Raw genomic sequence first — 20,539 nt, forward strand, 5'->3', positions numbered from 1 at the left:
TGGGGGCTTGAGAAAACGAACCGCCGGACCCCTGGGGAATCCGGCGGCTCGTCCGTTCAGTGCGTGCTTACTCGAACGCGCGCGTGATGATCTCGCGCTGTTCGACCTCGTGCACCTTGCTCGAACCGGCCGACGGGGCGGCCATCGGGCGGCGCGACACGCGGCGGACGGTGCCCAGGTGCTCGGGGAGCAGCTCCGGCAGGGCCAGGCCGTAGAACGGCCACGCACCCTGGTTCGCCGGCTCCTCCTGCACCCAGCGGACGTCCTTCGCGTTCGGGTAGCGCTCCAGCGTCTCGGTCAGCTTGCGGGCCGGGACGGGGTAGAGCTGCTCGACGCGCACGATCGCCACGTCGCCGCCGCCGCGCTTCTCGCGCTCGGCGTGCAGCTCGTAGGAGATCTTGCCGCTGCACAGCAGGACCTTCGTGACCGCGTTCGGGTCCTTGATGGTCGGGTCGTCCATCACCGAGTGGAACCGGTCGTTGATGAACTCGTCCGTGGTGCTGACGGCGGCCTTGAGGCGCAGCATCGACTTCGGCGTGAACACGATCAGCGGCCGGTCGACGCCGTCGAGGGCGTGGCGACGCAGCAGGTGGAAGTAGTTCGCCGGGGTCGACGGCACCGCGACGGTCATGGAGCCCTCGGCGCACAGCTGCAGCCAGCGCTCGATGCGGCCCGACGTGTGGTCGGGGCCCTGGCCCTCGTGGCCGTGCGGCAGCAGGATCACGACGTCGGAACGCTGACCCCACTTGGCCTCACCGGACGAGATGAACTCGTCGATGATCGGCTGCGCGCCGTTGACGAAGTCACCGAACTGCGCCTCCCACAGGACCAGTGCCTGCGGGTTCGCCACCGAGTAGCCGTACTCGAAGCCGACCGCCGCGAACTCCGACAGCACCGAGTCGTAGACCATGAACTTGCCCTGGTCGTCCGACAGGTGCTGCAGCGGCGTGTACTCGTCGCCCGTCTTGCGGTCGATCAGGGTCGCGTGGCGCTGCACGAACGTGCCGCGGCGCGAGTCCTGACCGGCCAGGCGGATGTTGCGGCCCTCGATCGCGAGCGAGCCGAACGCGAGCAGCTCGGCGAACGCCCAGTCGATGCCACCCTCGCGCGCCATCTTGGCGCGGCGGTCGAGCACCGGCTTGACGCGCGCGTGCGGCGTGAAGCCCTCGGGCAGGTTCACGTGCGAGTCCGCGATGTGCTCCAGCACCTCACGGCTGATGTGCGTGGGCAGCTTCGCCGGGATCTGCTGCTCGGCCTCCACCGACGGGCTGACCGTCACCGGGTGCTTCTCGAGCTCGCGGACCTCGTTGAAGACGTGCTCCAGCTGGCTGGAGAAGTCCTGCAGCGCCTTCTCAGCCTCTTCGACCGTGATGTCGCCGCGGCCGATCAGGGACTCGGTGTAGGTCTTGCGCACCGAGCGCTTCTGGTCGATCACGTCGTACATCGCCGGCTGCGTCATCGAGGGGTCGTCGCCCTCGTTGTGGCCTCGGCGGCGGTAGCAGACCATGTCGATCACGACGTCCTTGGCGAACGCCTGGCGGTACTCGACGGCCAGCTTCGCGACCCAGTAGCAGGCCTCGGGGTCGTCGCCGTTCACGTGGAAGACCGGCGAACCGATCATCTTCGCGACGTCGGTCGAGTACTTCGAGGACCGCGAGTTCTCCGGCGCGGTCGTGAAGCCGACCTGGTTGTTCACGACGATGTGCACGGTGCCACCGGTGCGGTAGCCGCGCACGAGCGCCAGGTTCAGGGTCTCGGCGACGACGCCCTGGCCCGCGAACGCCGCGTCACCGTGCAGGGCGACCGGCAGGACGGGGAAGAAGTCGCCGCCCTTGTCCAGCAGGTCCTGCTTGGCGCGGACGATGCCCTCGAGGACCGGGTCGACCGCTTCGAGGTGCGACGGGTTCGCCGTCAGCGACACCTTGGTCTCGCCGTCGCCGAACATGCGGAAGTACTTGCCCTCGGCACCGAGGTGGTACTTCACGTCGCCGGAGCCGTGCGCCTGGCCGGGGTCGAGGTTGCCCTCGAACTCGCGGAAGATCTGCGAGATCGGCTTGCCGACGATGTTCGCGAGCACGTTCAGGCGGCCGCGGTGCGGCATGCCGATGACGACCTCGTCGAGCTCGTGCTCGGCGGCCTTGTCGAGCACCGCGTCGAGCAGCGGGATGACGGTCTCGCCGCCCTCCAGCGAGAAGCGCTTCTGGCCGACGTACTTCGTCTGCAGGAACGTCTCGAAGGCCTCAGCGGCGTTCAGCTTGCTGAGGATGTACTTCTGCACGGTGGCCGGCGGCTTCTCGTGCGGAACCTCGACGCGTTCCTGGATCCACTGGCGCTCTTCCGGCTCCAGGATGTGCATGTACTCGACGCCGACGGTGCGGCAGTACGAGTTGCGCAGCACGCCCAGGATGTCGCGGAGCTTCATCCGCTCCTTGCCGGCGAAGCCGCCGACCGGGAACTCGCGGTCGAGGTCCCACAGCGTCAGGCCGTGGCTGAGCACGTCCAGGTCGGCGTGGGAGCGCTGGCGGTAGTTCAGCGGGTCCGTGTCGGCCATCAGGTGGCCGCGGGTGCGGAACGCGTCGATCAGCTCGATGACGCGGGCCGTCTTGTCGACAGCGCCCTCGGGGATGTCGGCGACCCAGCGGATCGGCTCGTACGGCAGCCGCAGCGACGCGAAGATGTCGTCGTAGAAGCCGTCCTCGCCCAGCAGCAGCTGGTGGATGCGCTTGAGGAACTCGCCCGACTCCGCGCCCTGGATGATGCGGTGGTCGTACGTGGAGGTCAGCGTGATGATCTTGCTGACGCCCATGTCCGTGAGGGCCTGCTCGCTGGTGCCCTGGAAGTGCGCGGGGTACTCCATCGCGCCGACGCCGATGATCGCGCCCTGACCGGCCTGCAGCCGCGGCACCGAGTGGTTGGTGCCGATCGTGCCGGGGTTGGTCAGCGAGATCGTGGTGCCCGAGAAGTCGTCCGCCGTCAGCGAGCCGGAGCGCGCCTTGCGGATCAGGTCCTCGTAGGCCTGCCAGAACTGCGTGAACGTCATGTTCTCGCAGCCCTTGACCGACGCGACGACCAGCGTGCGGCTGCCGTCCTTGCCGGGCAGGTCGATCGCCAGACCGAAGTTCACGTGCTCCGGCGTGACGACGAACGGCTTGCCGTCCACCTCGGCGTAGTGGCGGTTCAGGTTCGGGAACGCCTGCAGCGCCCGGACGACCGCGTAGCCGATGACGTGGGTGAAGGAGACCTTCCCGCCACGCGTCCGCTTCAGGTGGTTGTTGATGACGATGCGGTTGTCGGCCAGCAGCTTCGCGGGCACGGCGCGCACGCTGGTCGCGGTCGGAACGGTGAGCGACAGCTCCATGTTCTTCGCGATCGCGGCGGAGGCACCGCGCAGCTGCTTCTGCTCGGGCTGCGCGCTCGGCTTCACCGGGGCTGCCTTCGCGGCCTGCTGCGGCGCGGGCTTGCCGGTCGACGGCAACGTGGCCGCCGGCTTCGGCTGCGACTGCGCGGCAGGCTTGGGTGCGGCGGGCGCGGGCTTGGCGGTGTCCGCCGCCGGCGGCGTCACGGTCGCGGTCGTGGTGGCCGTGGAGCCACCCGCGCTGACCGTGGCGGCACTGCCGTTGCCGCCCGCACGCTTGTAGTCGGCAAAGAAGTCATGCCATGCCGGGTCTACGGATGACGGGTCCGCGAGGAACTGCTCGTACATCTCCTCGACGAGCCACTCGTTCGGCCCGAATTGTGACGCAGGACTGCTGCTGGACACGGCTGGCGCTCGCCTCTATCCATCTCGCTCTTGGTGATGACTCATGCGGTAGTCAGGTTAGTCCCCCTGACACAGGCCTTCACACGCTGGAGGCACCTGGCAAGGAGTGCTCTGTCACAGGATCGATCAGGACGGGCCTGCCGTCACCCGGTGTTGAGCAATTCTTGATGTGTGTCTCACTACGTCGCCTCCCTTTCGGGTAATGCTCGTTGAGCTGTTGGACGGGCATACGCACTGAGCGCACTGATCAGTTCACGATAGGTACAACACCGTCGCCCTGCGGATTGATCTTGAGCGTTCGGGTTCGTTCGTGGTGGGTGTGCGGGTTCGTTCATGTGGGCGGGTGCTGGTTCAGTGCGCTGAACCGTTGGTGGGCTGGTGAGTTGGCTGCCGGGGCAGTTGTTGAGTTGGCTGCCGGGCCAGTTGTCGAGATGGCTGCTGTTGAGATGACGGCCGGGGCAGTTGTGGGGTGGCTGCCGGGTCAGTTGTTCGGTCGGCTGCTCGGTCAGCTGTCGAGGGAGTTGCGCAGTGAGGTGGTCATCGCCTCGGCGAAGCGGGTGCGGATGTCGTCTGTGGTGCGGTCCAGCGACAGGTACGGGTTGAGGTCCTCCAGTTCGACCAGCAGCAGGTCATCGGTCTGGGTTCGGCAGGCGTCGACGCGCTGGATGCCGTGGGGGAGGTCGTTCCAGGCTATGAACTTCTGGGCGAATTCCAGGTCCTCGTCGGACGGGGTGTAGAGGGTCAGTTCCCATCGCTGGGCGGGGTCGGGTGCGTGCAGGGCGTACTGGAAGTCCTGGTCCACGAAGTAGAACGACACCTCGTAGCGGAAATCGATCTTGGGCTGGATGAGGGTGTCGCCGGGGATTCGTTCGGTGGCGTCCGGGTTTTGGAGGGGGCTGCCCGGGATTCGTTCGGTGGTTTCTCTGGTGGCTTCCGCGGCGGATTCGCTGGGTTCGTTGGTGCGGTCGTTGGTGGGGTCGTCAGTGGGTTTGTCGGCGGGGTTGCGGGTGGCGTCCTGGGGGTGGGTGGCTTCTCGGGTTCTGCGAAAGGCTTCGCGGTTTTCCAGGGTTTCTCTGGTGTGGAACTCCAGGCCGTGGGAGTCGGCGCCTGCCTTCGGCTTGGTGACGTAGGTCGTGGGGGTGGGGAGGTTGTGTCGATCTGCCAGGTCGGTCAGGAGGTGGAGGTTCGTCAGGTCGTCGATCGTGGGGATGACCGGGTAGCCCTCGGTGGTCAGGTCGAGCATGTACTGCTTGCCGGCCATGTCGGCCTTGCCCGTCAGGGGGTTGTAGACGCGGTGGCCGGTGGTGGTGGCTTTGGTTCGGAAGGTTTCGTAGGCGGTCGGGTAGTCGATTACCGGGCCGCTGTTTCTCACCACGACTGTGTCGAAGTTGTCCATCAGGGTGGCGGCGTCTTCTGGGTGGGTTATGGCTATGTCGAAGTGTTGTCTCAGGGTTGAGGTCAGGTAGATGTCTTCGTCGCAGTAGCGGCGGCCTTTTGCTGGGTAGGCGAGGTTGGAGACGTAGAGGATTGAGGGGCGGGTCGGCATTTCGGCTCCCCTGGGGGTGGGGTGGGGTGGGGTGGTGGAGGTGTGTGGTGGCGGGGGTGGGTGCGGGTCGGCTTGCGTTGGTTGGTTCCTGTTCCAGCGGGGTGGCCGGGTTTTGTGGTCTGGTCACCTTTGCTGGTGGGTTGCGTGGGCAGTGACGAGCGTGGTCGAGTCATCGCCGCTGCGCGACGATAGAGATTGGGGCTTGACTTCGGGGCCCTTGCGAGGCGCTGGTCGGCCGGAAAAGGCCGGGCTGAAAAGCGCCCGGCCGATCCGCGAGGGGTAGCACCTCGCACCCAAAGTCAAGCCCCAATCTCCTCGGGTGCGTGGCTGAGTTGGCACCGCACGTCACCACACCGCTTTGACCGAGCCAAGAAGTAAGGACGCCTCGCCTTCGGCATTGCGTTTGGGTCTTGGGTGGGCTCGGCTGCGCCATCGCTGTTTGCTTGCTCGGTCGGGCTCGCCTTCGGCTTCGCGTTCTCCTCAAGCCATTGGTCGACCGCATCGGCCATGCGGTTGGGCTGCCTTGCGTTTGGTGACCTTCCGGCTCGCCTCACGCGGCTCACCTCGCATGGTTGCCTGGCTGGTGGGGGGCTGGCTGGTGGGGCTCGTAGGCGGAGGCTTGCTGGTGCTGGTGGTGGTCAGGGTGTTTGGGGTGGGGCATCTGGTGTGTCGCCGTGGTGCCATAGGCGGGCGTAGGTGCCGTTTGCTGTTAATAGGTCGGCGTGGGTGCCTTGTTCGGTTATTTCGCCGTTGGTCAGGACCAGGATTCGGTCTGCCTTTGCTGCTGTGGCCAGGCGGTGGGCCACTACGAAGGTGGTTCTTGGGCCTGTCAGGTGGTCGCTGGCTGCCAGTACTGCTGATTCGGTGGCTGGGTCCAGGGCTGCTGTTGCTTCGTCCAGGAGGAGTAGGTCTGGGTTCACCAGTTCTGCTCGTGCGAGGGCCACTAGTTGGCGTTGGCCTGCTGAGAGGTGGTTGCCTCGTTCGCCTGCTTCGTGGTGGAAGCCGTTTTGGAGGGTGGCCACCATGTTCAGGGCGCCTACGGATTCGGTTGCTTTTTGGATTTCTTCTTTTGTTGCTGTTGGGCGGCCGTAGGCTATGTTGGTGGCTATGTCGCCGCCGAAGAGGTGCGCCTCTTGGGGGACTACGCCCAGCCTTTGGCGGTAGGTGTAGAGGTCGTAGGTTTTGATGTCCTCGCCGTCTACTTTTACTGTGCCTTCTGTGGCGTCGTAGAAGCGGGCGATCAGTTTTACCAGGGTGGATTTGCCTGCGCCTGTTTCGCCTACCAGGGCCACTGTTTCGCCTGGGGGGACGTGCAGGTTGATGTTTTTCAGGGCTGGGGTTTCTGCTCCTGTGTAGGTGAAGCTCACGTTGTGGAGCTCTACCTCGCCCTTGAGGTGGGTGGGGACCGGGATCGGGTTTTCTGGTGGTTCCACTGTGCTCGGGGTGCGGAGCAGGTCGCCGATTCTGCGCAGGCCCACCCTTGCCTGTTGGTAGCCGTCGAAGACGCCTGAGAGTTGTTGGATCGGGCTGAAGAACAGGCCCAGGTAGAGGAGGAAGGCCAGCAGTACGCCTGGGGTGAGGCTGCCTGTTGCCACTCGGTGGGCGCCTACGGCCAGCACTACGGCTTGGGCCACGCCGCTGAGCATGGCCACGAACGGGAAGTAGGTGGCGATGTAGCGCTGGGCCTGCAGGCGGGAGCGGCGGTAGGCGTCGCTGCGTTCGGCGAAGGCTTCCGCTGAGCGGCGTTCTCTGGTGTAGGCCTGGGAGGTGCGCAGGCCTGAGACGTTTTCCTGGAGGTCGGCGTTGACCGCGCTCACGCGCTCTCTTGCTTCCGCGTAGGCGGTGGAGGAGAGGCGTTGGAAGACGATCGTGGCGACTGTCAGGATCGGGAGCACTGCCAGGGCTATCAGGGCCAGTGACGGGTCGGTGACCACCAGGGCCGCGGTGATGCCGACCACGGTGATCAGGCTGATCACTGCTGTCACGAGGCCTGTTTGCAGGAACGTGGAGAGGGCGTCCACGTCCGTGGTCATCCTCGTCATGATCCGGCCGGCCATCTCGCGCTCGTAGTAGTCGAGGCCCAGGCGTTGGAGGTGGGCGTAGCTGCGGACGCGGAGCAGGTAGAGGAGGCGTTCGCCCAGGCGGGCCGCGTAGATCGTGCTGCCTGCCGTGGTCAGCCAGCCGATCGCCACCAGGCCGATGCCGAGGACCACTGCCAGCCACACGACGGACTCGGTGTTGCTCACGACGCCGCCGTCGATGCCCAGGCGGACCAGGGACGGCATGCCCATGCCCACCAGGGCGTCCAGGACGACCAGGACCGCTACTCCTGCCAGGGCCCAGCGGACGGGTTTCAGCAGGCGGGCCAGGCGGAACGTCGGGTCTGGTGCTCTGGGGTCCTCGCCGTGCAGGACCGGCGTTTCGGTGGCCGGGGGGAGCTTGCGGACCTGGGCCAGGAGTTCCGGGGTGGGCGGGCCGCCGGCCAGGGCTGCCATGCCGGCGCCGGGGCCGCCGCCGCCTCCTCCGGCGCGGCGGGAGGAGGAGGCCGGGGTCGAGGTCCTGGCTTCGGCGATCAGACGTTCGTCGCGGTCTGCCTGGGTGATCGTCGGCCACAGGGTGCCGGTTCTGGCGGGGGTGGTGGACTCGATCGCCTCGTCCGGGCCCGCCAGCAGGTCGCGGTAGAGGGCGCAGCGGGCGGTCAGTTCGGCGTGGGTGCCGATGTCGACCACTCTGCCCGCGTCCAGGACCGCGATCCGGTCGGCCAGGGACAGGGTCGATCGGCGGTGGGCCACCAGGAGGGTGGTGCGGTTCGCCGTCACCGAGGCCAGGGTCGCGTGGATCGCTGCCTCGGTGGCGTTGTCGACGGCGGAGGTGGCGTCGTCCAGCACGAGGATTCTCGGGTCGGACAGCAGGGCTCTGGCCAGGGCCACCCGCTGGCGCTGGCCGCCGGACAGGGTGAGGCCTCGTTCGCCCACGACCGTGTCGTAGCCGAGGGGGAGGGCCTCGATGAAGTCGTGGGCCTCGGCTGCCTTGGCAGCTCGTTCGACCTCGGCCCGGGAGGCGTCCGGGCTGCCGTACGCGATGTTGGAGAACACCGTGTCGGAGAAGAGGAACGCCTCTTCGAAGACGACGCCGATCGCGCCGCGCAACGACTCCAGGGTCAGGGTGCGCACGTCCGCGTCGCCGACGGCGACCGCGCCCGCGTGCACGTCGTAGAAGCGGGGCAGGAGCAGCGAGACCGTCGACTTGCCGGAGCCCGCCGTGCCCACCAGGGCCAGGGTTTCGCCGGGGGCCACCGAGATCGAGAAGTCCTGCAGGACCGGTTCGCTCCGCGCGTAGCCGAAGGTCACGTCGGAGAAGGTGACGCCCAGCGGGCCCGGTGGCACCTCGTCCGGGCCGTCCTGCACGTCCGGCTGTGAGTCGATCAGTTCGTAGACGCGTTCCACGCCCGCCCTGGCGAGCTGCGCGGACACCATCAGGCTCGACAGCAGGCGGGTCGGGCCCACCAGGTTGGCCACGTAGGTGGTGAAGGCGAGGAACGTGCCCAGCGTGACCTGGCCGTGCAGGGCCAGCCAGCCGCCCAGGCCCAGCACCGCCACCTGGCCGAGGAGCGGGAGCGCCGTCACCGTCGCCAGCGGCTTGGAGGACAGGCGGGCGGCGCGCATGCGTTCCGCGAACAGGGACTTCGCGTGCTTCTCCAGCCGCGCGACCTCTCGCGCCTCCTGGCCGAAGCCCTTCACGACGCGGACGCCGGTGACGGTCTCCTCCACGTGCTGCGCCAGGTCGGCGGCCCGCTGCTGCGCCGACCAGGTGGCCGGGAACAACGTCAGGCGGGTGCGGCCCGCGAGCCACGCCACCAGCGGCAGCACGATCACCGCGATGATCGTCAGCGGGATCGACAGGTAGATCATCGCCGCCAGCGCGGCCACCGCGAACACCACCGTGCCCACGGCCAGCGGCGCCATCATCAGCAACGACTGCACCAGCTGCAGGTCCGTGATCGAGCGCGACACGATCTGGCCGGTGCGCATCTCGTCCTGCTTCGCGCCGTCCAGCCGCTGCACCGCCGAGAACACGCCCAGGCGAAGGTCGTGCTGCACGCCCAACGCCAGCCGGCCGCCCAGATAACGACGTAAGAACGCCGACCCGAACGTCAGCAGCTCCAGCACGATCAACGCCACCATCAACGGCCACAGCCGATCGGTGCGGCCGCCCGTCGAGTCGTCGATCGCCGTCTTGAGCAGCAACGGACCTGCCGCCTGAAGACCCACGCCGACGACCGCGGCGAGCACCGACAGCACCACCAGGCGGGGGTGCTGCCAGCACGCGGCGGCAAGTCGGCGGATCCAGCCCTTCGTCACGGAACCCACAGTACGGTCGGGGTCCGACATAAAATCGTGACGTCAGAAACCGCAGGTCAGGTGATGTCCTTCTGGGTCATGACGGCCCAGCCGCCGCCGAACGCGGCCGCCACCCAGCCGAGGAAGATGATCCCCGACAGCCACCACGCCTGCGCGCCACCGGCACCCGCGATGATCCGCAGGAAGTCGATGCCCTCCTCCGGCACGACCCCGGCCTTGGCCATGAACAGGTCGACCACGACCGAGCCGGTGAGCCCGTTCACCGAGCCGTTCGGCAGGAACCCGACGACCGTCTCCGGCGTGCTCGAGAGCCGCAGCCCGAACTGCAGGGCGTTCTCGACCACCAGGAAGTACATGATCAGCAGCACGACCACGCCCGCCGCGCTCGGGATCAGCGCGCCCAGGCCGACGCCGAACATCGTCATCAGGATCGACGCCAGCACGCACGCCAGCGCGAGCATCGCCCAGTCGCCCGCTCCCGGCAGCTGGCTGGACCCGCTCGTGATCACCACGCCGAGCGCCACCGCCGCGATGGTCGCGATGCCGTAGATCGCGCCCCAGAGCGCGTAGACCAGCAGCTTCGCCAGCATCGCCTGCACGCGGTTCTGCGCCGTCAGGAACGTCGTGGTGATCGTCCGCGTGCCGATCTCGTTCGCGAACGCCATCGCCCCGAACACCAGCGGGAACAACGTGACGATGTTGATCGTCCTGCCGATGCCCAGCAACGAGAACTTCCACTGGTCCGGCGTCACCCCGAGCACGTCGGAGAGCTGCTCGGCCTCCGCGGACGTGGTGAACTCGATCATCAGCTGGCCGAAGCCGCCGGACAGCAGCCCGCCGCCCAGCGCGACCAGCACCGTCGGGATCAGCAGGCCCCACCACAGGCCCACCGTCGTGATCTTGCGGAGCTCCGCCTGCACGAGGTTGTTCATCGACCCCACCCACCCTGCTGGTACGGCGCCTGCACGTGCCCGGCGAACTGGCCACTGGTGAGCCGGAAGAAGAGCTGTTCCAGGTCGACCTGCTCCTCCTGGATGCCGTAGATCGACACGCCCGCGCGCAACGCGCTGTCCGCCACGTGCTTCGAGTCCACACCGGACACGGCGAGCCGCCCGTCCGGGAGCTGTTCGATCGACGTCACGCCGTCCGCCTGCAACGCGGCCGCGAGCGCGGCGACGTCCGACGGCTGCACCAGCACGCGGCGTTGTTGTTGCGCGCGAAGGTGGTCCAACGGCCCGTAGTAGACGGTCTGCCCGCGCGAGACGATCACGACCTGGTCGACGGTCTGCTCGACCTCGGCCAGCAGGTGGCTGGAGATCAGCACCGTGCGGCCCATCCGCGCGAACGACTGCAGGAAGTTGCGCAGCCACGCGATGCCCTCGGGGTCGAGGCCGTTCGCCGGCTCGTCGAGCACCAGCACCTGCGGGTCGCCGAGCAACGCCGTGGCGACCGCCAGGCGTTGCTTCATGCCGAGCGAGAACCCGCCGACGGCGCGGTCGGCGGCCGTGCCGAGACCGACCAGGTTGAGCACCTGGTCGGCCTGCGCGTCCGGCACGCCGATCGCCGCCGTGTAGACCCGGAGGTGGTTGCGCGCGGTGCGGCGCGGGTGGAACCCCTGCGCCTCCAGCACCGCGCCCACCACGCGACCGGGCTGGCCGAGCTGGTGGAACGGTCGTCCGTTGATCGTCGCCGTGCCGGAGGAGGGCTTCACGAGACCCAGCAACATCCGCAGGGTCGTCGTCTTGCCCGCGCCGTTCGGCCCGAGGAAGCCCGTCACGCTGCCGGGTGACACGGTGAAACTCAGGTTCTGCACCGCGGCCACGGAACCGAAGTGCTTGGTCAGGTTCTGGACCGCGATGAGGCCGCTGCCGTCATGCATGCGGCCCATCCTGCCCGAATCGTCACTCCGGCAAGGCGTGCTTGGGCCGGGACACGACGGGCGCGCGGTGCACGACCGACGGTTCCACCGCCACGACGGGCAGTTCGGTGGTCATCTCCGCCGGGGTCTCCTCCGGCAGTTCGATAACACCTGATCGTGTGAAGGGGTTGCGCAACGGCCGGCGCCGTTCGCGGTGCGGCAGGCCCTCACCGATGAGGTGCTGGTGCGCCATGTTCCAGACCTGGCAAGGCCATCGCCGCCGCCGCAACCAGCCGGGACAGGCCCTGCACCGGCCGTCCTCGTCGGGCTGGTGCACGGTCAGCAGCAGGCGCCAGCCGTCCGCGAGGCGGTGGATCTCCGCGCGGGCCAACGGGACCAGCGCCTCGGCTTCTCCGTGCTCGGCGACCTTGTCCAGCAGTGCCAGGCGTTGCAGCACCGCGTCGCGCAGGGTCTCGTCCATCACATCTTCGCCGTGGCCTGGTCGAGCAAAGAGCCCAGCCGACGCGTCTGAGTGGCGGACATCACAGCGGTCTCGCCAGGAGGCGTGACCAGCAGGACCCGGTCGTTCTCCACCAGAACGGTCATCGATCTGTCGCGACCGAACGGGTCGTGGCAGTGGATCCATCCCTGTGGTTCAGCCATGGAATCTCCCTTCGAGGGACACCCGACTCCGTCTTCATCGGCCGAAGCCCCTGCTCGCCGCACCGCGCGGCACGGAATTCACTCGTTTGCTGGACGGGCCGGACACGGGCGGTGGTCCACTCGGGGAAACTTTTGGGTCGCGTTTCGGTGGGGGTGCTGGGCGCGGCGCGGAGAAGCCCGCTATATTTGGTGACGGCGGCCCCGCTCCCAGTGACCCCCAGGCTGGTTGAGCGCGGCCGCCCTTTATTTTCCCCAAAACTTTCCGAAACTCGCTCGCGTCTGCGCGCTTGAGTCACCTCGTTCCGTCCTGAGCGAAAACGGCTTGCGCCCTGCGGTCTCGTACGCTGTAAGTTCCTCGTACACCGTAAGGGGGAGGAAAGATGACTTCGACGACCGAGAAGGCCGTGGTGCACCCGCACCCGCAACGCTGGGCCGTGCTCGGCGTGCTGTGCCTGTCCGTGATGGTCGTGGTGCTGGACAACACCGTGCTCAACGTGGCGATCCCGTCCATCTCCACGGGCTTGGACGCGAGCACCGCCGACATCCAGTGGATGATCAACGCCTACTCGCTCGCGCTGGCGGGCCTGCTGCTCACGACCGGGTCGTTGAGCGACAGGTTCGGCCGCAAGCGCGCCCTGCTGGCCGGTCTGGTGCTGTTCGGCACCGGCAGCGCGGTGGCGGCCTACGCGGGCTCGTCCGAGGCGTTGATCGCGGCCCGCGGCTTCATGGGGATCGGCGCCGCCGTGCTGATGCCGGGCACGCTGGCCGTGCTCATGCAGTTGTTCGACGACAAGGAACGCCCGAAGGCCATTGGCATCTGGGCCGCCGTCACGAGCCTCGGCTTCGCGGCCGGGCCGGTGATCGGTGGCGCGCTGATCAAGCACTTCTGGTGGGGCTCGGTGTTCCTGATCAACGTGCCGGTGGCGCTCCTCGCGATCGCGGCTGTCGCGTTCCTGGTGCCGGAGTCGAAGGACCCGACCGTGCGCAAGCCCGACGTGCTCGGCTCGATCCTGTCGATCATCGGCATGGTGTCGATCGTCTACGCCGTGATCGAGGTGCCGGAGCACGGGTTCGGCTCGGCCGAGTTCGGGGTGCCGGTGGCGATCGGGCTGGTGACGATGACCGGGTTCGCGTTGTGGGAACGGCACACCGCCGAGCCGATGCTCGACCTCGGGTTCTTCAAGAACCGCCGCTTCACCGGCGCGGTGGCGTCGGGCGTGCTGGCCGCGTTCGGCATGGCGGGCTCGCTCTTCCTGCTGACGCAACACCTCCAGGGCGTGCTGGGGTACAGCCCGCTGGAGGCGGGCGTGCGGGTGGCGCCGATGGCGATCGCGTTGCTCGTCACCAGCAACACGTTGGGACAGCTCGTGATGAAGCTCGGCGCCGGCCGGGCGATGCTGCTCGGCATGACGATCGTCGCGGGCGGCGTGCTGCTGCTGTCGATCGGCGACACCTACCCGCCGACGCTCGCCGGGCTGGTGCTCATCGGCGTCGGAGTCGGTGTGTCGCAACCGGTCGCGGTCAACGCCCTGATGGGGTCGATCCCGCCGGAACGCGCCGGCATCGCGTCCGGGCTGTCCGGCACGCTGACGGAGCTGGGTTCCTCGTTCGGCATCGCCGTGCTGGGCGCGCTGCTGTCGGCGCGGTTCGTGGCGTCACTGCCGGACGGCGTGTCGGGGCGTTCGCTGAGCGAGGCGCTGCACAGCGGTGCGGACATCACGGCCGTGCGCGAGGCGTTCTCGAACGGCATGAGCGTGAGCCTCGTGATCGGCGCGATCGCCGTGTTCCTGGGAGGTGTTGTGGCCAGCGTGCTGCTGCGACGTGCATAGGATCGCGACGTGGACAGCGTGTGGTTCGGCAAGCCCAGGCCCGGCAGCGGCCAGCCCCTCGGCCTGAGCCGGGACGCCATCGTGCGCAAGGCGATGGAGATGCTGGACGCCGACGGCATGCAGAAGCTGTCCATGCGCAAGCTCGCGGCGGCGCTCGGCGCGGCACCCATGTCGTTGTACTGGCACGTGCCGACGAAGGACGCGCTGATCGAGCTCTGCCTCGACGAGATCTACGGAGAGTTCCCGCTGCCGGGTCCTGACGACGACTGGGAGCTCGCTGTGCGCGAGATGATGCACTCGATGCGTCGTCTCGCGCACAAGCACCCGTGGTGGATCCGCGGCATCGGCGAGTTCAACAGCATCGGCCCGAAGGCCGTGGCGATGAGCGACGCGATGTTGCAACCCATGCTGCGGGCGGGTCTGTCGCTGGGAGGGGCGGCGCGGTCTGTCTCGACGATCTCCAGCTTCGCGGTCGGGTACGCGATCGCCGAGGTCAACTTCACCGCCCGGGGCGGCATGGACTCGCCGCCGCCGGACCTCGCGAAGATCGCCGACCTGTACCGGGAGAAGCACCCGACCTACGTCACGATGCTGGACCAGCCGGAGATCTGGTCGCTGGAGGGGCAGTTCGAGTTCGGCCTGGACTGCGTGATCGACGGCATCAAGGCGCGCATCTCGGCCCTCAGATAGGCGAAACCCCCGCAGCGTTGCTCGCGTGCGGGGGCCTCATTCATTCAGTTGGCTTTCATCTGGCCGGCTTTCAGATCACGGACTCCAGCGGCGTGTGCGCGAGGCCGGTCGCCTCGGCCACCGGGCCGTTGGTCAGCTTGCCCGCGTGGACGTTGAGGCCCAGGGCGAGCGAACGGTCGTCCTTCAGCGCCTTCTCCCAGCCCTTGTCGGCCAGCGCGACGGCGTACGGCAGCGTCACGTTGGTCAGCGCGTAGGTCGAGGTGCGCGGAACGGCGCCCGGCATGTTCGCCACGCAGTAGAAGACCGAGTTGTGGACCTCGTAGGTCGGCTCGGCGTGCGTGGTCGGGCGCGAGTCCTCGAAGCAACCGCCCTGGTCGATGGCGATGTCGACGAGCACCGAGCCCGGCTTCATGTCGGCGACCAGCGTGTTCGACACGAGCTTCGGCGCGGCGGCACCGGGGACGAGCACGGCGCCGATGACCAGGTCGGCCTCGCGGACGGCCTGCTCGATGGCGAACGAGTTGGACGCGAGCGTGCGCAGCCGGCCCTGGAACTGGGCGTCGATCTGGCGCAGGCGGTCGACGTTGGTGTCGAGGATCTGCACGTCGGCGCCCATGCCGACGGCGATGGTGGCCGCGTTGACGCCCGCCACGCCGCCGCCGATCACGACCACGCGGGCCGGGGCGACACCGGGGACGCCACCGGGCAGCACACCGCGGCCGCCGGAGGGCTTCATCAGGCTGAACGCGCCGACCTGCGGGGCGAGGCGGCCCGCGACCTCCGACATCGGGGCGAGCAGCGGCAGCGCGCGGTTCGGCAGCTGCACGGTCTCGTAGGCGATGGCCGTGGTGCCGGACGCCAGCAGCGCCTCGGTCAGCGGCTTGTCGGCGGCGAGGTGCAGGTACGTGAAGAGGGTCTGGCCGGCGCGGAGACGCGGGTACTCCTCGGCGATCGGCTCCTTGACCTTGAGGACCAGGTCGCCCTCGGCCCACACGTCGTCGGCGGTCGCGAGGATCTTGGCACCCGCGGCGAGGTACTCCTCGTCCGTGATCGCGGAACCGAGACCGGCACCCTGCTCGACGTAGACGTCGTGGCCGCGGCTGGTCAGCTCGTGCGCACCGGCAGGGGTGAGAGCGACGCGGTACTCGTGGTTCTTGATCTCGCGGGGAACAGCGATCCGCACGATGACTCCTCCGTTCGGTGGCCGACATCTCATAATGTGGGCCAGTCGCAAGGTCATGTCACTGTGCTGATCGCACTATCCGGTAACCCTCCGGTTGTTCAGTTAGGACAGAGCGACCTGAGTGTTGTTCGCGTTCCACTTGACCTTCCCGCGTTGACACTCGGCGGGGGCCGCACATAGCGTTCGCGCCGAGAACTGAACACCGGCCGCGGCGCGTCAGCGTCAGAACCCGCGTGGGAGAGACCTCGACGAACGCAGTCGGGGCGCCGAAGGGGCAAGCTCCCGCACACTCTCAGGCAGCAAGACCACTCGGGGTAGGCAACTCTGCACGGCGGAGGGGGCGAAGTGTCCTGACCCGTCACAGCCAGAGGAGTCGCCGTGGAGTTCCCCGAGAACCTGCTCTACACCGTCGAACACGAGTGGGTCGACTGGACGCCGGGCACCCAGGACCCGCTGACCTGCGGAATCACCGAATACGCCGCCGACGCGCTCGGCGACATCGTCTACGTGCAGCTGCCCGAGGTCGGTGCCAAGGTCGTCACCAACGCCGTGTGCGGTGAGCTCGAGTCCACCAAGTCCGTGAGCGACCTGTTCTCGCCCGTGACCGGCGAGGTGATCGAGGTCAACGACGCCGTCGTGCAGGACCCGGCGATCGTGAACAACGACCCGTACGGCGAGGGCTGGCTGTTCAAGGTCCGCGTCGAGTCGGCCGAGAACCTGCTCACGGCGGCCAAGTACGCCGAGCTCACCAAGACTGACTGACCTCCACCACCACGAAGGACTGATCAGTGGCGATCAGCGTTTTCGACCTGTTCTCCGTCGGCATCGGACCGTCCAGCTCGCACACGGTCGGCCCGATGCGCGCGGCCGCGATGTTCGTCGACAAGCTCGGCCCACAGCTGTCCACTGTGGATCGCGTGCACGTCCAGCTGTTCGGCTCGCTCGGCGCGACGGGCCACGGCCACGGCAGCCCCAAGGCCGTGTTCCTCGGCCTGGAGGGCAACCTCCCCGAGGAGGTCGACCCGTCCGCCGCCGCGGAACGCGTCGAGGAGATCATCTCCAGTGGACGGCTGAGGCTCGGCGGCACGCACGAGATCGCGTTCACGCACGACCGCGACCTCGTCATGCACCGCCGCAAGTCACTTCCGTTGCACCCCAACGGGATGAGCTTCGAGGCCTTCGCCGGCGGCAAGTCGGTCGAGCACGCCGTCTACTACTCGATCGGCGGCGGTTTCGTCGTCGACGAGAACGCGTCGGGCACCGACCGCATCAAGCCGGACACCACGCCGTTGCCGCACCCGTTCCTGACCGGCGACCAGCTCCTCGCGCGCTGCCGCGAGACCGGCCTGTCGATCAGTGAGATCATGATGGCCAACGAGCTGTCGTGGCGCACGGAAACCGAAGTGCGGGAAGGACTTCTGCACATCTGGCACGTCATGCAGGAGTGCGTCGAACGCGGCTGCACCGAGCACGGCACGCTGCCCGGCGGCCTGAAGGTCCGCCGCCGCGCCGCCGAGATGCGCAAGCGGCTGGAGAGCGAGCACTTCGTCACCGACCCGCTGCGGGTCATGGACTGGGTGACCTTGTTCGCGTTGGCGGTCAACGAGGAGAACGCCGCCGGCGGCCGTGTCGTCACCGCGCCGACCAACGGCGCGGCCGGCATCGTTCCCGCCGTCCTGCACTACTACACGAAGTTCGTGCCGGGGGCCTCGGACGACGGCGTCGTCCGGTTCCTGCTGACGGCGGGCGCGATCGGCGTGCTGTTCAAGGAGAACGCGTCGATCTCCGGTGCCGAGGTCGGCTGCCAGGGCGAGGTCGGCTCGGCCTGCTCGATGGCCGCCGGCGGCCTGGCCGAGGTGCTCGGCGGCACCCCCGAACAGGTCGAGAACGCCGCCGAGATCGCCATGGAGCACAACCTCGGGCTGACGTGCGACCCGATCGGCGGCCTGGTGCAGATCCCGTGCATCGAACGCAACGCCGTCGCGTCCATCAAGGCCATCACGGCGGTGCGGATGGCGTTGCGGGGCGACGGCTCGCACTTCGTGTCGCTGGACAAGGTCATCAAGACCATGCGGGACACCGGCAAGGACATGTCGGTCAAGTACAAGGAGACGGCCCGCGGCGGACTCGCCGTGAACGTCATCGAGTGCTGAGTCAGCGGGCGTCGTACGCGGCCTGCGCATCGAGCACCTGAGGCATCGACGCCTCCAGGTGATGGATCAACGACAACAGCTTGACCGCCGTCTCGCGCCCGAGCGGCGTCAGGCTGTAGTCCACCCGCGGCGGGTTCGTGTGCTGCGCCTCGCGGTGCACGAGCCCGTCCCGCTCCAGCGCCTGCAACGTCTGGGACAGCATCTTCTCGCTGACCCCGTCGACGCGGCGGCGCAGCTCGTTGAACCGCAGCGGGCCTGCGTCGAGAGCGCTCAGCGTCAGGCTGCCCCACCGGCCGGTGACGTGCTCCAGCGTGGGACGTGACGGGCACGCCTTCGCGAACACATCGTAGTCCATGAGAAGAATTGTAGCTGGTCAGAACGCTAACTGAAAGTAAGTGTGAGAGCTCCCCGCGTAAAGGGAGCTCCCACACCCGTCAGAACGGCCAGGTGGCGTTCCGGCCCGCCTCGAGCAGGGGGATGGACCTGAACGTTGCGTCGGTCAGGCCGCCGAACTCGTGGCGGTTGGCCCCGCCGGTCGCGTACGCGGCGGTCTGGTACCCGCACAGGTTGAAGCCGTAGATCGGCACGTGCCGCGGCACGAGGTCCCCGACGCCACGTCCGTGCGGCCCGGACACCGTCTGCATGTCCGAGATGATGAACACGCGGTCGTGACCCCGGTACGTGCGCTTCAGCGACCCGGCGATGTCCGTGCCGTGCCCGGCCTCGCCGTTGCGCGCGAGGAACCGGTCGATCTCCTTGATGACCGACGCCCCGCGGGCGATGTCGTGCCGGAACGTGCCGTCCGCGAAGCCGATGACGTCGACCTGCTCGCCCTTGGCTCCCAGCGCGACGCCGAAGACCGCGGCGGCCTTGGCCGGCGTGACCTTCGAGCGCGCCGAGAAGGAGCCGCCCGTCATCGATCCCGAGGTGTCGACGAGGATCAGCGAACGGCCGGGCAGCGCGGGCAGGTTCGCCAGCGATGCCTGCAGGGCCTGGTCCAGGGCGTGGCCCCAGCGCAGGCTCGGCGCGGCCTCGTAGGCGGACAGGAAGCGGAACGGGAACTGGCGCGAGCGCGCGACCTGGCCGGGGTCGGCCAGACGTGCCGCGACGGCCGCCGCCGCCTCGTCGGACATGCCTGCCTCGTCGAAGTTCCGCAGGTTCCTCAACAGCGCCATGTAGCCCATGGACGGCGCGAGCGCCTCCCACACCTCGCGGGTCATCGGCCCCTGCAGCCACCCCGACACGGCCTCCCACGTCATCCCGGCCCCGCGCAGCACGTCGGCCGCGTCCGGGCGCGAGAAGAGCGCGCGACGCTGCTCCACCGGCCACGCCATCAGCTCACGCCGTGCCGCGATCACGCGCAGCGACTGGGGGACGGCCGCGTCGGCCGAGCGGCGCTGGTCCAGGACGTACTGGAACAGGTCGCCCTGCCAGGGTGCGGCTGGAGCCGGGTGCGCGAGGTTCAGGACGTCGGGCATGCGGAAGCCGCGGGCGTCGCTGTCCCACTTCAGGACGGCGCGCTCGTTGTACAGGCGCCCGACGGCGTCGGAGATGCCTCGCTTCAGCGGCTTCGGGACGCGGCGGCCGTGCCGGCCGGTCCAGTAGGCGAGCAGTTCGCCGGGCTCGTCGGCGCGCTGCAGCACCGAGGCGATGACGGCTCGGTTGGTGATGCCCGCGTCGGACTCCGCGGCGAGGCGTGCGGCGACGAACTCCGCCGCGCCCACGAGCGAGGCCGTGCGCATGTTCGCCTCGGAACGCAGCCACGCGAGCAGTCGCGCGGTCCACTCCGGGTCTTCCAGTGCGGCCTCGTGGACGAGCTGGGTGAAGCGGTCGTCGCGCCGGCCGCCGGACTCGTAGAAGGTGTCCTCGCCGCCCATGTTCGCCACGGCGAGCAGGAACAGCTCGGACTTCGTGTCCCGGACGTGGCCGGGTCCGCCCTCGTACGTGACGCTCGCCGGAACCGGCGCGGACGTGACGGGGCTGGTGGCCGCCGGACGCGCGCGGAAGATGTTGAACTTCGCCATTGGCTCTTCCCCCTCGAAGATGCAAAAGGGGAGCCCACAGACCCCACACGTGTCCGAGATCAGAGTCGCGGAAGGTACGTTGCTGCTCTGCCAGATTGAGCTACGACCGGTTTCCCGGCCGGCGGGATTCGAACCCGCAACCCGCCCATCCCGAATGGAAGTAACCCTCTGCTTCGCACCGGACACGTGTGAAGTTGTGTGCTCCCGAGATCAAGCCGCAGAAGGAGGGTGGCCTTTACTGGGCCATTCCTTGGAAGGGAAGTATCCCCCTGCCTCGCACCGGGTGCGATTTCTATGCAACCACACCGCGCCAGTGATTTAATTCTGGCCGATGTGGAGTTTTGGACGCCCGAGATCAAATCGCAGAAGGTGACTGACCCGCCGGAGCAGGTCAAAGACCGGCCGGAGCCGGCTCCAGGAGTTGAACCTAGTTATCACCGAAGTAACCCTCCGCTGCGCACCGGGCGCACTT

Annotated in this window: 14 protein-coding genes and 1 riboswitch; of the genes, 4 read left to right on the top strand and 10 right to left on the bottom strand. The window is 68.2% G+C overall.

Translation table 11 applies throughout. The features are described from left to right. Positions 1-67: 67 nt before the first annotated feature. The 7 genes from ACFWNN_RS34675 to ACFWNN_RS34705 all read right to left on the bottom strand — a co-directional run bounded on the left by ACFWNN_RS34675 (position 68) and on the right by ACFWNN_RS34705 (position 12,188). On the bottom strand, positions 68-3,760 hold the full coding sequence (locus tag ACFWNN_RS34675) for a multifunctional oxoglutarate decarboxylase/oxoglutarate dehydrogenase thiamine pyrophosphate-binding subunit/dihydrolipoyllysine-residue succinyltransferase subunit (RefSeq protein ID WP_382444169.1): 3,693 nt from the start codon (positions 3,758-3,760) through the stop codon (positions 68-70). A gap of 505 nt (positions 3,761-4,265) precedes the next feature. Beyond that, positions 4,266-5,306 carry a hypothetical protein gene (locus ACFWNN_RS34680; RefSeq protein WP_382444170.1) on the bottom strand — a complete coding sequence of 347 codons (1,041 nt, stop codon included), beginning with the start codon at positions 5,304-5,306 and terminating at the stop codon, positions 4,266-4,268. A 638-nt stretch (positions 5,307-5,944) separates the two neighbouring features. Beyond that, a complete protein-coding gene (locus ACFWNN_RS34685; protein ID WP_382444171.1) occupies positions 5,945-9,697 on the bottom strand; it encodes an ABC transporter ATP-binding protein in 3,753 nt (1,250 codons plus the stop codon). A gap of 26 nt (positions 9,698-9,723) precedes the next feature. Further along, positions 9,724-10,599, bottom strand: coding sequence for a hypothetical protein (locus tag ACFWNN_RS34690; protein ID WP_382444172.1), 876 nt, complete (start codon positions 10,597-10,599; stop codon positions 9,724-9,726). Continuing rightward, positions 10,596-11,546, bottom strand: coding sequence for an ABC transporter ATP-binding protein (locus ACFWNN_RS34695; protein WP_382444173.1), 951 nt, complete (start codon positions 11,544-11,546; stop codon positions 10,596-10,598). Before ACFWNN_RS34695 ends, ACFWNN_RS34690 begins: the two co-directional genes overlap by 4 nt. A gap of 22 nt (positions 11,547-11,568) precedes the next feature. Next, entirely contained in the window at positions 11,569-12,006 is a 438-nt protein-coding gene (locus tag ACFWNN_RS34700; RefSeq protein WP_382444174.1) for a hypothetical protein, read from the bottom strand. Continuing rightward, the gene (locus tag ACFWNN_RS34705) at positions 12,006-12,188 is read right to left on the bottom strand and encodes a hypothetical protein (protein ID WP_045312139.1); all 183 of its coding nucleotides are present in this window, start codon (positions 12,186-12,188) and stop codon (positions 12,006-12,008) included. Before ACFWNN_RS34705 ends, ACFWNN_RS34700 begins: the two co-directional genes overlap by 1 nt. Before the next feature lie 380 nt (positions 12,189-12,568). Between ACFWNN_RS34705 and ACFWNN_RS34710 the strand changes: the two genes are divergently transcribed. After that, positions 12,569-14,017, top strand: coding sequence for an MFS transporter (locus ACFWNN_RS34710; RefSeq protein ID WP_382444175.1), 1,449 nt, complete (start codon positions 12,569-12,571; stop codon positions 14,015-14,017). Between the two features lie 9 nt (positions 14,018-14,026). Beyond that, positions 14,027-14,707, top strand: a complete 681-nt coding sequence (locus tag ACFWNN_RS34715) for a TetR/AcrR family transcriptional regulator (RefSeq protein WP_382444176.1) — start codon at positions 14,027-14,029, stop codon at positions 14,705-14,707. Between the two features lie 70 nt (positions 14,708-14,777). Here ACFWNN_RS34715 and ald read toward each other — a convergent pair whose 3' ends face one another. Continuing rightward, positions 14,778-15,890: an alanine dehydrogenase gene (ald, locus tag ACFWNN_RS34720; RefSeq protein ID WP_382444177.1), complete on the bottom strand. Its 1,113-nt coding sequence runs from the start codon at positions 15,888-15,890 to the stop codon at positions 14,778-14,780. Between the two features lie 224 nt (positions 15,891-16,114). After that, positions 16,115-16,208: riboswitch (glycine riboswitch) on the top strand. 60 nt (positions 16,209-16,268) lie between these two features. On the opposite strand from ald, the gene gcvH reads away from it, so the two are divergent. Together gcvH and ACFWNN_RS34730 are read left to right on the top strand one after the other, a co-directional pair. Further along, positions 16,269-16,652: a glycine cleavage system protein GcvH gene (gcvH, locus tag ACFWNN_RS34725; protein WP_382444178.1), complete on the top strand. Its 384-nt coding sequence runs from the start codon at positions 16,269-16,271 to the stop codon at positions 16,650-16,652. A 26-nt stretch (positions 16,653-16,678) separates the two neighbouring features. After that, positions 16,679-18,043 carry an L-serine ammonia-lyase gene (locus ACFWNN_RS34730; protein ID WP_382444179.1) on the top strand — a complete coding sequence of 455 codons (1,365 nt, stop codon included), beginning with the start codon at positions 16,679-16,681 and terminating at the stop codon, positions 18,041-18,043. Between the two features lies 1 nt (position 18,044). Here ACFWNN_RS34730 and ACFWNN_RS34735 read toward each other — a convergent pair whose 3' ends face one another. Then, positions 18,045-18,398, bottom strand: coding sequence for a helix-turn-helix domain-containing protein (locus tag ACFWNN_RS34735; RefSeq protein WP_285643778.1), 354 nt, complete (start codon positions 18,396-18,398; stop codon positions 18,045-18,047). Positions 18,399-18,477: 79 nt separating this feature from the next. Then, positions 18,478-20,067 (bottom strand): TROVE domain-containing protein, encoded by a 1,590-nt coding sequence (locus tag ACFWNN_RS34740; protein WP_382444180.1) that lies wholly within the window; start codon positions 20,065-20,067, stop codon positions 18,478-18,480. Positions 20,068-20,539 lie beyond the last annotated feature (472 nt).

It is taken from the genome of Lentzea sp. NPDC058450, from assembly GCF_042721395.1.
GTDB lineage: Bacteria > Actinomycetota > Actinomycetes > Mycobacteriales > Pseudonocardiaceae > Lentzea.

What these genes read in the sequence shown, in the direction of transcription:
- ACFWNN_RS34680 (WP_382444170.1), bottom strand. Translation starts at nt 5,306, where the DNA reads ATGCCGACCCGCCCCTCAATCCTCTACGTCTCCAACCTCGCCTACCCA.
- ACFWNN_RS34685 (WP_382444171.1), bottom strand. Translation starts at nt 9,697, where the DNA reads ATGTCGGACCCCGACCGTACTGTGGGTTCCGTGACGAAGGGCTGGATC.
- ACFWNN_RS34690 (WP_382444172.1), bottom strand. Translation starts at nt 10,599, where the DNA reads ATGAACAACCTCGTGCAGGCGGAGCTCCGCAAGATCACGACGGTGGGC.
- ACFWNN_RS34695 (WP_382444173.1), bottom strand. Translation starts at nt 11,546, where the DNA reads ATGCATGACGGCAGCGGCCTCATCGCGGTCCAGAACCTGACCAAGCAC.
- ACFWNN_RS34700 (WP_382444174.1), bottom strand. Translation starts at nt 12,006, where the DNA reads ATGGACGAGACCCTGCGCGACGCGGTGCTGCAACGCCTGGCACTGCTG.
- ACFWNN_RS34705 (WP_045312139.1), bottom strand. Translation starts at nt 12,188, where the DNA reads ATGGCTGAACCACAGGGATGGATCCACTGCCACGACCCGTTCGGTCGC.
- ACFWNN_RS34710 (WP_382444175.1), top strand. Translation starts at nt 12,569, where the DNA reads ATGACTTCGACGACCGAGAAGGCCGTGGTGCACCCGCACCCGCAACGC.
- ACFWNN_RS34735 (WP_285643778.1), bottom strand. Translation starts at nt 18,398, where the DNA reads ATGGACTACGATGTGTTCGCGAAGGCGTGCCCGTCACGTCCCACGCTG.
- ACFWNN_RS34740 (WP_382444180.1), bottom strand. Translation starts at nt 20,067, where the DNA reads ATGGCGAAGTTCAACATCTTCCGCGCGCGTCCGGCGGCCACCAGCCCC.